This is a genomic window from Providencia sp. PROV200 (assembly GCF_049901995.1).
Taxonomy (GTDB): domain Bacteria; phylum Pseudomonadota; class Gammaproteobacteria; order Enterobacterales; family Enterobacteriaceae; genus Providencia; species Providencia rettgeri_E.
Map to the genome: position 1 here is coordinate 3,138,698 of NZ_CP096307.1, position 12,959 is coordinate 3,151,656.

General features: G+C 41.5%; 10 protein-coding genes. 5 read left to right on the forward strand and 5 right to left on the reverse strand.

The features are described 5' to 3' along the window. Nucleotides 1-95 precede the first annotated feature (95 nt). The 3 genes from M1E86_RS14490 to M1E86_RS14500 all read left to right on the forward strand — a co-directional run bounded on the left by M1E86_RS14490 (nucleotide 96) and on the right by M1E86_RS14500 (nucleotide 4,259). Nucleotides 96-1,319 (forward strand): MFS transporter, encoded by a 1,224-nt coding sequence (locus M1E86_RS14490; protein WP_213913904.1) that lies wholly within the window; start codon nucleotides 96-98, stop codon nucleotides 1,317-1,319. A gap of 286 nt (nucleotides 1,320-1,605) precedes the next feature. After that, the gene (gene ybaL / locus M1E86_RS14495) at nucleotides 1,606-3,354 is read left to right on the forward strand and encodes a YbaL family putative K(+) efflux transporter (protein ID WP_125891566.1); all 1,749 of its coding nucleotides are present in this window, start codon (nucleotides 1,606-1,608) and stop codon (nucleotides 3,352-3,354) included. Between the two features lie 113 nt (nucleotides 3,355-3,467). Further along, nucleotides 3,468-4,259, forward strand: a complete 792-nt coding sequence (locus M1E86_RS14500; protein WP_125891567.1) for an RHS repeat domain-containing protein — start codon at nucleotides 3,468-3,470, stop codon at nucleotides 4,257-4,259. A 73-nt stretch (nucleotides 4,260-4,332) separates the two neighbouring features. Here M1E86_RS14500 and M1E86_RS14505 read toward each other — a convergent pair whose 3' ends face one another. The 4 genes from M1E86_RS14505 to M1E86_RS14520 form a co-directional block, all read right to left on the reverse strand. Beyond that, complete coding sequence (locus M1E86_RS14505; protein ID WP_125891568.1) at nucleotides 4,333-4,683, reverse strand: DUF1937 family protein; 351 nt, start codon at nucleotides 4,681-4,683, stop codon at nucleotides 4,333-4,335. A 110-nt stretch (nucleotides 4,684-4,793) separates the two neighbouring features. Next, nucleotides 4,794-5,570 carry a DeoR/GlpR family DNA-binding transcription regulator gene (locus M1E86_RS14510; protein ID WP_426099140.1) on the reverse strand — a complete coding sequence of 259 codons (777 nt, stop codon included), beginning with the start codon at nucleotides 5,568-5,570 and terminating at the stop codon, nucleotides 4,794-4,796. Nucleotides 5,571-5,605: 35 nt separating this feature from the next. Further along, nucleotides 5,606-6,835, reverse strand: a complete 1,230-nt coding sequence (locus M1E86_RS14515) for an NAD(P)/FAD-dependent oxidoreductase (RefSeq protein WP_213913902.1) — start codon at nucleotides 6,833-6,835, stop codon at nucleotides 5,606-5,608. Beyond that, the gene (locus M1E86_RS14520; protein WP_125891570.1) at nucleotides 6,832-8,232 is read right to left on the reverse strand and encodes an NAD(P)/FAD-dependent oxidoreductase; all 1,401 of its coding nucleotides are present in this window, start codon (nucleotides 8,230-8,232) and stop codon (nucleotides 6,832-6,834) included. The genes M1E86_RS14515 and M1E86_RS14520 overlap by 4 nt, the downstream gene beginning before the upstream one ends. A 241-nt stretch (nucleotides 8,233-8,473) precedes the next feature. Here M1E86_RS14520 and M1E86_RS14525 point away from each other — a divergent pair, with 241 nt between their 5' ends. Both M1E86_RS14525 and eutH read left to right on the forward strand, forming a co-directional pair. Then, nucleotides 8,474-9,913 carry an FGGY family carbohydrate kinase gene (locus tag M1E86_RS14525; RefSeq protein ID WP_213913901.1) on the forward strand — a complete coding sequence of 480 codons (1,440 nt, stop codon included), beginning with the start codon at nucleotides 8,474-8,476 and terminating at the stop codon, nucleotides 9,911-9,913. Between the two features lie 22 nt (nucleotides 9,914-9,935). Continuing rightward, entirely contained in the window at nucleotides 9,936-11,186 is a 1,251-nt protein-coding gene (gene eutH, locus M1E86_RS14530; protein WP_125891572.1) for an ethanolamine utilization protein EutH, read from the forward strand. 386 nt (nucleotides 11,187-11,572) lie between these two features. Here eutH and M1E86_RS14535 read toward each other — a convergent pair whose 3' ends face one another. Continuing rightward, entirely contained in the window at nucleotides 11,573-12,886 is a 1,314-nt protein-coding gene (locus M1E86_RS14535) for an inosine/guanosine kinase (RefSeq protein ID WP_125891633.1), read from the reverse strand. Nucleotides 12,887-12,959: the final 73 nt, after the last annotated feature.

A 12,959-nucleotide genomic window follows, 5' to 3' on the forward strand; every position in this document is an offset into this window, starting at 1 on the left:
GCACTAATTATTCACGTGATTTATTTATTCATTTAAATAAATTGTATTTCAGTTATATTGATAACAATTATGTAACACAGAAAGTTGATAATAATATGAGTGAGCAAACCACAAACCCTAGCAACCCAAGCCCGTCAAAGCCATTAAACAAAACGGGAAAAACGGTTTTTAGTATCCTAACGGCGATCAGTGTCTCTCATTTACTTAATGACATGATCCAGTCACTGATTTTAGCAATTTATCCTTTATTACAGTCTGATTTTTCATTAAGTTTTGCCCAAATAGGGATGATCACCCTCACTTATCAGATTACGGCATCATTACTTCAACCCATTATCGGCTATTATACTGATAAACACCCGCAACCATATTCTCTACCAATAGGTATGAGCTTTACGTTAACGGGATTAATATTGTTAGCAATGGCAGAAACCTTCCCGACCATATTACTTGCCGCAGCACTTGTTGGTACGGGCTCTTCCGTGTTCCACCCTGAATCTTCACGCGTTGCTCGTATGGCTTCAGGAGGACGACATGGCCTTGCACAATCCTTTTTCCAAGTGGGTGGTAACTTAGGGGCCTCCCTTGGGCCATTACTTGCAGCGCTGATTATTGAACCTTATGGAAAAGGCAATATTGGCTGGTTCTCACTGGCGGCTCTACTTGCAATTGTTATTTTGCTGCAAGTCAGTAGTTGGTACAAACACCAACACCGTGCCGCAAGTAAAAAGCCGATCAGTGCGGGAGATGTTAAAGTCTTACCACGCAAAGTCATTGTTGGCTCTTTAGCTGTCCTGTTAGTTCTAATTTTCTCCAAATACTTTTATTTGGCCAGTATTAGCAGCTATTACACCTTTTATTTGATCGATAAATTCGGTGTTTCTGTGCAAAATGCGCAAATTCATTTGTTTGTTTTCTTATTTGCCGTTGCCGCTGGCACGATGATTGGCGGGCCAATAGGTGATAAAATAGGGCGTAAGTACGTTATTTGGTTCTCAATCCTTGGTGTTGCACCATTTACCTTAATTTTACCCTACGCATCCCTCTATTGGACTGGGGTACTGACTGTCATTATTGGTTTGATTTTAGCCTCTGCATTTTCGGCTATTTTAGTCTACGCACAAGAGCTAATCCCCGGTAAAACTGGCATGGTATCAGGGTTGTTCTTTGGACTCGCATTCGGTATGGGGGGCGTTGGCGCAGCAGTTTTAGGCCATATCGCTGACCAGACCAGTATTGAACAAGTTTATCATTATTGCGCTTTCCTACCATTACTTGGGATTTTCACAGTATTACTGCCAAATATTGGCAATAAATAGATTTATTTTCTTATTTTACCCATACTTACACAAAAATAAGTATGGGCCTTTCCATCCATAATTCAAACAAATTTCAGATAAAAACCCCACAAACACAGCGCTTGTAACGATTTAGCACCTTTAAGCTGTCTTTTTTTTAAAAACATTTCATTTTTTTAAGGAAATTTATCTCAAAAAAAGTTAGAATATAAAAACATGCAAATTGCATTTTAAAATGAAGGCCTCATTTTAAAAGTCAACGGCATGTACCCACCTTTCTATTTTTATATTCACCAGAGGAGACTAAATGGAGCATTCAACGCCCTTAATTACAACCATTGTTGGTGGTCTCGCCCTTGCATATTTGTTAGGTATGATCGCGCAGCGATTAAAAATTTCCCCTTTAGTTGGCTACCTTGCAGCCGGTGTCCTCGCAGGCCCATTTACTCCCGGGTTTGTCGCTGATGCAGCGCTTGCCCCTGAACTTGCTGAAATCGGTGTTATCTTACTGATGTTTGGGGTTGGCCTACACTTTTCATTAAAAGATTTACTTGCTGTTAAAGCTATCGCTATTCCAGGTGCCATTGCACAAATCGCAGTAGCCACTTTACTGGGTCTTGGCCTCTCTATGCTATTTGGCTGGGGAATATTTACAGGTGTTGTATTTGGCCTATGTTTATCCACCGCCAGTACCGTGGTATTACTACGTGCTTTAGAAGAACGTCAATTAATTGAAAGTCAGCGTGGGCAAATTGCTATCGGCTGGCTGATTGTTGAAGACTTAGCCATGGTCTTAACACTTGTTCTACTGCCTGCCGCTGCCGCTATTATGAACACGGATGACGCAAGTTTCAGTGAGCTCGCATTAGGCCTTGCATGGACAATTGGTAAAGTAGTTTTATTCATATTTATTATGATTGTCGTGGGTCGTAAAGTGATCCCATGGATTTTATCGCGTACCGCATCAACCGGTTCTCGTGAACTATTTACCCTTGCGGTTCTTGCTCTTGCATTAGGTATTGCCTATGCCGCTGTGGCAATTTTTGATGCTTCATTTGCCCTCGGTGCGTTCTTCGCAGGGATGGTATTAAATGAGTCTGAACTCAGCCATCGCGCTGCACAAGACACTCTGCCATTACGTGATGCCTTTGCGGTTCTGTTCTTTGTCTCGGTTGGGATGCTATTCGACCCAGTCGTATTAATTGAACAACCTTTAGGGATTTTGGGGGTTCTGGCCATTATCATTATTGGTAAATCTGCAGCAGCCTTGGTTCTTGTCAGGATGTTTGGGCACTCACGGCGAACAGCACTAACCATTTCTGTCAGTTTGGCGCAAATCGGTGAGTTTGCCTTTATCTTAGCTGGCATGGGCTTGACCCTTGGCGTGATGGATAAAGACGCTCAAAACTTGGTATTAGCGGGGGCAATTGTCTCTATTATGCTAAATCCTGTGTTATTTAGCTTATTAGATAAATACCTTGAGAAAACCGAGACTATCGAAGAACAACTGCTGGAAGAGACTTTGGAAGAAGAAACTCAAGTTCCTGTCGATATCTGCGGCCACGCTATCATCGTCGGTTACGGCCGAGTCGGTGGCATGCTTGCAGACAAACTACGCAGAAAAGAAATTCCTGTCGTTGTCGTTGAAGATACCCGCGCTCGGTTTGAGGAACTTGCTGAAAATGGCTTTAGCGCAATTTTAGGCAATGGCGCAAATAAAGATATCATTAGCCTTGCACGTATTGAGTGCGCCAAAACATTGCTTTTAACCATTCCAAATGGTTATGAAGCTGGGGAAATTGTCGCAACAGCAAAAGAAATGAACCCAGATATCACTGTGATTGTTCGCGCTCATTATGATGATGAAGTCAGTTTTATCAAAGAACGAGGGGCTGAGCATATCATTATTGGTGAACATGAAATTGCTAAGTCCATGGCAACACTCATGTGCAATGATGTGGAAGAGTTCGGTTGTTCTATCGATGATTTTATTGATAACGACAATAAAAAAGTTGAAGGCAAAAACTTAGATGAATATCTAAAACCTAGCCACTAAACACCCCCCTATCTTTAAAGCCGTAGCCTTTGGGTTACGGCTTTTTTACGCAAACTTTTTGCTCATCTCTTAGGTAGTATTCCGTAAACATAAATCATCTAGGAACTTACCGAATGAAAAAAACAGTTTTACTTTCTCTATTAACCTTGCTTGCTTCATCTGCTTATGCCGTTGAAAACTGTAGTGATGAACAACGGAATATGCATGATGATAATTTGCATTTGATGACGCAAAAAATCGTGTATGGCCCTATCAAAACAATTAAAACCGTAAACTATAGCTCAGCCCATACAGGTTCATCCTTAGACAGTAAAACACTTAAAATGGCATTTTTACCTTGCGGTGAACTAGAAAGCTATCAAAGTGAATCAAAATGGTTTTTAAATGGAGAGCTCAATTCATCACTGAAAAGAACAATCCAGAGAAAACCAACTTATCAAATGGTGAACCTGATTTCATTAGGTCAACCCGTGCAGAATATGGAAAGCAAGTTCACTTTTGAACAAGATCCATCCGGCAAAATATCAGCAGTCAAAACTCAAGATCAGGCAGGCAAAGACTACACTGTCACTGCTAAGTATAACAATGGCAAAATAGATTCGACAAAAGGGTTTTCTGAAGGGATGGAGGTGTTTTACCAATATTCTTATGATGACCAAGGTAGGTTAGCCGCTATTCATGGAAATTCAGGGCGTGATACTCGCCAATTTACTTATGACTCTGATGGCTTCTTTCAGAAAGAAACTCGGACAATTAAAATTGATACTGATGAGATAACTACCATTATTGAATGCCTAGAAACTGATAAATATGGTAATTGCTTAACTGAAACAGTAACCAATTCACATAGTAGCCAGCCAGCCCCTTTAATTGAGACGTTTAAATACCAGTACCAATACTATTAAAATTAATTAATATTCCACAAAAAATCCATGACGATAAAACGTCATGGATCATCAAGATAACTATAAATAAACGTTATTCTGCCATTTGTAGTTTAAACTCATCCCCCGTCCAAACTGGCAATCCTTGGTCTTTAAAAAATTGAATTTCCGCTGCTACGCCACCACTTTTTTCCCAGCCTGGTAATGTCAGCACAATTAAACCATCACAGCGCTTTAGAAATTCCATATCAATAGAAGACCAAGCAACCTTTTGCCCTTGTGAGGCAAGGTATTGGTTAATAGGATGGGTCATCGTGATTTGGCTGTAAGTAGCGATACCTTTAAGCGCAAGCTCCGCCGCAAATTTGGTACACTCTTGGAAGCGCATTTCCACAACATTGCTATCAGGATCTGAATAAGGGCAAGCAATAAAATAGAGGCTCATAATAATTCCTAGTATTGGCGTTAATCAAATTTCAGGTAAAGTAACCCTATGAAAAATAATTAAATATATTTCATAGAGTGTGTTTATAATTGAATGATAATAATTAAAACTTATTCAACATCCGCAACAATAATCTTCGTTTTAGGATGTTTTTTATTTTCAGGTAATTTAAATTCTTTGCTAGTTGTCACCAAATAATCAATATTTTCCCAACTCGTCACAAAATTAATCGCATGCTTATTGGCCTTTGTGCCATCCGCTAGTACCATTAATTTATCGCTATTTTCCATCATCTTTTGCGCAATTGCAGCTTCATCGACGTGCTGGTCCATCACACCATGCAGTGCGTGTATCGCCCCTGCGCCAATCACGGCGTAATCAGCAAAAAATTCAGCAATATTTTTTAGCGCAATCGCACCTAAGCACGCGTTTTGCGCTGCATTAAATTGCCCACCAATCAAAATTGTTTCGATGGTTGAGTTTTCTTGTAACGTATTTGCCAATAAAGGCGAATTCGTAATGACGGTTAAATTATCAATCAACTTGATTCTTTGGCTAAATTCAAAGGTGGTTGTGCCAAAATCAATAAACAATGTGTCTCCGGGTTTTATTAGCTCAGCCGCTTTTGCTGCAATCGCTTTTTTCTCATCAACCGCGGCTTGTGCTCTTTCCGTAAAATTACGCTCAAATTTTGACTGGATATTGACCGCCCCACCATGGACTTTTTTCAGTAACTTTTGTGCTTCAAGTTTACTAAGGTCACGACGGATAGTTTCTTGCGCGACATTAAAATGTTTTGCAAGCTCCTGTACGTAAACCTGGCCTTGAGTAGAAAGTAGCTCAATGATGGTTTGATGACGTACTTTTGAGGAACGTCCCTCACACATAGTTTAATCCTTCTTAACCATTTAACTTTCCAGCACTATACAACAGTGATACTAATTTCAGTAGCATCCCGTTGTATTTTTGTTAAATCAATATTTTTCAGTAAAATACGTCGTGTTGGTAAACAGCGATGGCGTTTTTCATATAACAGGGTATTTCCTGCCATAACTCGAATAGTTCCGCTCACGGGTTGTTCAACTTTGATATTAAAATCAATTTGTCGCACTGATAAATTATCAATATCAATACATGCAGGAACACTAAAACAAATTTTCGAGTCAAACTGCACAGGAATATGTTGGGTTTCTTTTAATTGTTGTTGATGATGATTCGCTAATAAATCGTCTGCTATCCGCCCCCCTGTCACTAAGCCTTCTTGATAACATTGGTCGCCCATATCGGCCGGATGCAACATATTGCCCGCAGCATAGTAACTGGCATCTGAGCAACGTCCATATTGGTCTGTTACCGGTTTTCCTGTCGCCGCATCAAACCCCAAATGGCTTTTACGGATTAACGTGTTTTCACCGACAAATTGCCCGGTAAAAATGACCGAATCACACATAATTTTGTGGCTTTTACCTTTGGTTTCAACAATCACATATTCCACGCGATCTAATCCACCAATCTCCGTAATCTTACTGTTTAGATGAATGGGAGTCCCCATTGCCTTGGCAAATAACGTCGCGGGTTTAAAGGCTAAAATCCGTTCGCCACTTTCAATCATCGCTTGGGCTTTAACGCCTGCGTTTTTTAATGTCCATAGCGCCGAAAAACTCACTAATTCACTGCCGACTATCACAGGATTACGGCAAGGCTTCTTACCATTTAAATAAACAAATTGCTGTAATGCCCCTGCAGTTAATACCCCTTGAGGGCGTAAGCCGGAGACCAAACGTGGGTGGCGTGGTGTCTCTCTTACCCCTGTTGCTATCAGAACCCGCTTAGCTTGCATTTCAACAAGGCCTTCTGGTGTTGAAACCGTTAATTTTCCATTAGGCTGTAATGCCGTTACCGTACTACGGGTGAAAATCGGCGTATTTCCCAGTTGATTGACAATTTTTTCTGCAAATTGATTGCCTTTCATCGGGCGCTTGAATGCGAGTATGCCAAAAGTTGGGTGTTGGCAATGACGCGGAACACCGCCTGCCTGCGCTTCACGTTCAATAATGGCAATATTTTGAATACCGCGACGACGCAAAGCCTGTGCCGCAGCAACACCAGTAGGACCCGAGCCAATGATAATCACATCATAATTTAAACTCATTTTACGGCCTCCACTGCCAGTGTGTGGTCGAAACGACCATTAATGATTTCAGCCACCTGGCTACTACAATAAAACCCATTACAGCGCCCCATCATCACTCGCGTTCTGCGGCGTAAAGCGCCTAAACACTCGGGAGGAATATCCGAATCAAATGCGGCTTCAATCTCCCGCTGAGTCACTAATTCACAATGGCAAACAATACCGCCATTGCTTTTGCATTGGTAATCCCGTTGATGATATTCAGAAATCATTGGCATAGTGGGCCAAATGAGCGCTTCTGGCGGTGATAATTCAAAAAGTGGTGTGAAGTTTTCTTGATACAATTTACCAAGATAGCTCGCCACACCTAACGCTGAGGTTAAGCCTGTGGAACGAATTCCCCCCGCACATATCCACTGCTTTTCAGGGTAATCATTAATGCGGTAATATTTCTCTTCTGTCGCAGGACGTAACCCCGCATAGGTTGCGGTCACACTGTAATTGTGCAATGAAGGTAACATACGCGAACCTTGAGCAATTAAGTCCTCAAGGACTTCCTGTTTTACCTCAGCTTTCCAACGGTCATTTTGTTCTTCCGCTGTTGGGCCAAGCAAGAGGTTGCCGAAGATGGTTTTTGATAACAAAACACCTTTTGTGATGGCCGTTGGCACAGGCAAGATAATCGCATTGATATCTGCCGCTGCGGCTTTATCATAAACAAGAAACTGCCCTTTACGTGGTTTTATTTGAAACGGTGATGGGTGGCAAATGGATTCAACAATATCCCCATTAATTCCTGCACAGTTAATGACTAAACGGGCAGAAAACTCACCTTTTGATGTGGTTAAATTCCATACTCCATCATTAAGTGCTCCGCCGCTTACCTCACAATGAAAACGGTATTCAGCCCCATGTTTCACAGCTTGAGTTAAATACGAAAGCGGTGTACTCCATGGGTCGATAACCGCCTCACCGGGAACAGAAACGGCTGCTAGAGCACCTTCCGCTAAATGTGGTTCTCTACGATAGAGCTCTTCTTTATCAATAATTGCCACATCTAATACATTGTTAGTATGCGCTTGTTCGACTATCGCAGGTAATTTACTGAGTTGCTCATCATTCCATGCAACTACTAATGCTCCTGTTTCAAGAAGAGGTAAATTCATTTTTTCTCTAATTTCAATGAATTCACGATACCCTTCTTGCATGCACTCAAGCTCTAGACTCCCTGGTGTGGCGTCAAAACCTGTATGTAATAGCGCACTATTTGCCTTACTTGCTCCCGAAAGGATGTCACCGCCACGTTCGAGTAACAACGTGTTGGCTCCCATCAGTGTGAATTTGCGTGTCACTGCACAGCCAATGACACCACCGCCGATGACAATGACATCCCAAATTTTTTTATTATTAATATCCATGGCTGAGATCCTTAACTTAAAACTTGCACACATAAAACCACATAATTCCCACAATCACAATAAATAAAACAACACAAAGCACAACAACAACCAAAAACTTACTCACATTGTTACTTTATTGTGATTTTTGTCACATTAGTGAAACTTGCTGTGAGTTTTTTGTGGATTTTATTTCCGATTGAACGATAGTAAGCAAAAAAACAGACCTATTTACAACATTTATAACACTGGGAACATTGTGATGCTCAATCAACGTTATGCGGCTATCGATCAGGGAACAACGGGAACCCGGGTCGTTGTCTTTGAAGAAGGCGGCCATTATCACTCCCCTATGAGCATTCCTCATAAGCAAATCACATTAAATAGTGGTTGGGTTGAACACGACCCAGAGGAAATACTGGCAAACATCATTAAGTGCTTACACAGTTGTGAAGTTGTTGATGCTATTGGGCTTTGTCACCAAGGTGAAAGCATTGTGGCATGGGATGCGGACAGCAAGCGCCCTTTATACAATGCCATTGTCTGGCAAGACTTACGGACAGAAAAAACTATCTCAATGCTCAAAGAGGCAGGATTAGAGCCACTGGTGCAATCTAAGTCGGGATTACCTCTCGACCCGTATTTTTCCGCCAGCAAAATGGGATGGATTATTGAAAATGTCGTCGGCGCGAAAACATTAGCGGATAAAAATAAACTGCGTATCGGTACGATGGATGCTTTTTTTCTCGACCGCTTATGTGGCGTATTCGTCACCGACTATAACTCTGCATCTCGAACGTCATTACTCAACATTCATACCTTGGAATGGGACCAAGAGCTATGTGACATTTTTGGTGTTCCCATCCACTGTTTACCGCCTATTAAGGACAATATTGGTGACTTTGGCGCAATAAATCTCGATGGGCATCTCACACCAGTCACCGCCATTATTGTTGACCAATTTGCAGGCACATTTGGCCATGGTTGTCGTGAAAAAGGCGATGCAAAAATTACCTTCGGTACAGGCGCTTTCTTACAAGCATTGACTGGCACCGATATTCCACAAACTCATCACAGTGGTTTATTACCCACACTCTGCTGGAAGTTCCCCAATCAGCCCCCTGTCTTTGGGTTAGATGGCGGCGTATACAACGCAGCATCAGCCATCAATTGGGCTCGTAAAATCGGTTTATTTGACTCATTCGATGAACTCGGTGATTTCAGGGCTGAATCCGCTATTAAACGTGGTCTCGCCTTTGTCCCTGCGTTATCGGGTTTAGGGTGCCCATACTGGGATCGCAGTGCCGCAGGTCTCTGGGCTGGGCTTTCATTAGATACTGACAAAAAAGACATGATGCAGTCTGTCTTGGAAGGTATAGCAGCACGCTCTGCTGAAGTTATTTTTGCAATGGAAAAAATTTCACCACTAGGCCAATCAATCTCAGTCGATGGAGGGCTTTCTTCAAATCAATATTTTAAGCAGTTTTTAGCGAATTTATTACAAAAAGACATTGAAGCACCAGCAAACCGTGAAGTCACCGCACTAGGCGCAGCCTTGCTAGCTCGCAAAGGCATCGGTATCACTCACGAAATGGCGGTAAGACGCAACGCGACTGTGACGCATCCTGATGGAACGAACATGCAAGGTGTGATGGAACAATATCACGACATCATTGCCCGTTCTCGCCAATTAAGACACTAAAATAATAAAAGGAAACCCTACCATGGCTGAATTCGGAAATTACATTATTTATTTGATTATGTGCGGAGCCATCATTGGCGCAGTCGCATCTATTGTGAAACCAACCAGTGAGCTGGGGAAAGAGTTTGTTAACGGGATCTTTTCTATCGGCCCTGTATTTCTTGCTCAAGCGGGGATCATGGCTGCAGTTCCACTACTCTCACAGTTAATATCTTATGTACTCGGCCCCGTGTTTTCATCGGTCGGGTCTGATGTTTCAATCGCGGCTTTATCCATTATTGCCGTCGATATGGGGGGCTACCAATTAGCGGATGCCTTAACCACTAATCGAGATATGTGGATCACCGCAATGTTGATCGGCTATACCTCTGGGGCCACCATTGTTTACCTGATCCCAGTAGGGTTAACAATGTTAAATCGCAAAGATCATAAATACCTTGCACTTGGTGCAATGGCTGGGTTGATCTCAATACCATTTGGCGTACTAGCTTCACTGCTATTAATTACGTTCAATAATATTCCAGTCAGGGACATTATTTCTACGAACTCACCAGCGGCACATCAATTAACCTTAGATTTCTTTACCATGTTGCAATACTTGATGCCGCTGTTTGTATTCTGTTTTTTATTGGCTGCTGGGCTAAAATATCGCCCGATGTTAATGGTAACCGGCTTCCTGATTTTCGGTAAAATCATGGATGCATTCGTCAAATTAGTCTTAGCATTTTCCATTGTTGAGCACTTTACCGGAGTATTCACCAAAGTTTTCGGTGCATGGGGCTTCGACCCACTGTTTGCAGACCAAAATGAGCTATTCCGTGCCATCGAAATTGCAGGTTATATCGGTATTATGTTAGCGGGTACATTCCCAATTTGTTATTTGTTCCAACGCTACTGTAAACCTTTAGTACGTGCATTAAGTAACCGTTTAAAACTGAGTGATACGGGTTCTTTAGGTTTTATTATGGTGATGGCAAACATTATCGCGACTTATCACTTATTCAAAGAAATGCGAGCGAGGGATAAAGTATTATGTGTCGCATTTGGTGTCTGTGCGCAAGCGACCATCGGTGATCACCTTGCATTCACGGCCAATTTCCAACCTACACTCGTTTTGCCTATTTTGCTTGGTAAATTGGTCGGTGGCTTCTTAGCCGTATTTATTGCGATTAAAATTTCAGTACCACAGGCGATGCGTTATGAAGCTGATGATATAAAAGCGGCTGAAATATCCAAAGAAGAAAGTGAACTCGCGGTTGCGAAACAACATTAATTAACATTAACCACACTTATATATTTAAAGATAAAACCCGCTGTATGCTAAATATGAATACTCATAAAGTAGCATACAGCTTTTATTTATTAGCCTAAAAGCAACTAAAATACTCGTCCATTATTAACATTAAACTCATCCATTATTAACATCAAATTCATTAGATAAATTATCTATATTTAGTCATCACGAACTATTATATGGCCTATCTTTAAATGATATTTTTATATAAATAACTATCAACAATAAATAAAATGTAATAATAACAATTTATAAAAGAGTAATTTATCAAATAACAATTCTCCCAAAATAAAAACACCTCAATAATAGAGATATTGAGGTGCTTCAAGATAAATACCATTAACTCAAATAAGAATCATTTCGCTTTAACGTTCCCAATACGATTCTTCTAAACTATCTTCTTTTTCAGGTAAACCACGAGTCAAGCGAGGTGAATGCTGAGTTAATACTTGATAACTTACACGATTAGCATATTTACACACTTGGGCTAAAGATGAATACGTTAAGTATTGGCGCTCATGTTTACTGGAATTCGGTACATTAGAGCGATGATAAGAATTGGCGGTAATATCGTGAAGTAATGCAGATAAAGCCCCGTCTCCCGCCCCATTCGTGTTCATGATTTTCTCAGGTCCGCCCATATAAGGCTCAATATGCGAGAAAATTCGTAATGGAGTTTGGCAATCTTGTTGGCGCATTGCTCGGCTAAATTCATACAAATTAAATTCTGCAATTGCACCCGGCAATAATGGGTGCTGCGTCGTGCGTTTATAAGCGTCTTCGGTATAGCCAGCCATATACAAGCCAGACGGGCCAGCGGTACATAAAACTAAATCGACCCAGTCTAATGCCATATTAGAGGCAAGTAATGGGTCACTCAGCCCGGTCAGTTCCTGCGCTTCGTCTTCATTCATTGCAACGACTGAAATATGTTCCGCCAAAAAATCACGCCAGAACTGAGGGTCTTGAGCGATGACGAATTTTGTTCCAAGTGTCAACACGACGGGGACATTATGCTTTTTCGCATACGCAATAGCCTGCATCGTCGCATCCGGCATAGTTTCTCCGGGTTTACAGCGAACTAAATAAGCCGTTAATACCAGCGCGGAAGCCCCCGCAATGATATCTTCTGGAATGCTATTTGGGTGCAAGCGGTTCATATGGCCGGGACTGATAGCAAAAGTCCGCTCACCATTTTCAGTGACTAAAGTAAAACAGCGCCCAATCGGGCCATCCACACCCTGTAGAAAATTTAAATCCATACGGCTGGAGGTATGGCATAAATAGCGATAAGCATAGCTGCCAATTTGGATGTTATTGCACATTGCGCCTAATAACACAGATCTGTCATCTGCTAATACTGAATAATTGTGCAGTGTGTTGCCAATCGTTCCACCCGCAAACTCATGAGTAATCAATGCATTATCTGTAAGTTCTTTATATAACGCTTCGGCGGCATCATCTTCAATAACCAGTGAATGCCCCTTACTCAACTGATAGCGTTGAATGAATTCGTCATCCACTTTCGCTTCAATATCGACTAATGTTTGGTCGATACCAACGATATAGGACTTACAATTCTCATCATCTACTAACGTTTCTTTTAAAGGCTGTAATAAAGGATCTCTGAGACTGACAGGGAAATAGTGTTTTGACTTGCGTTGACCGGGGAATTTCATAATTAGAAGATTAACAATGGAACATCGCCCTATTCTAGCACGATAAAATAAAGCCAGCACCTGCAAAGAAGAC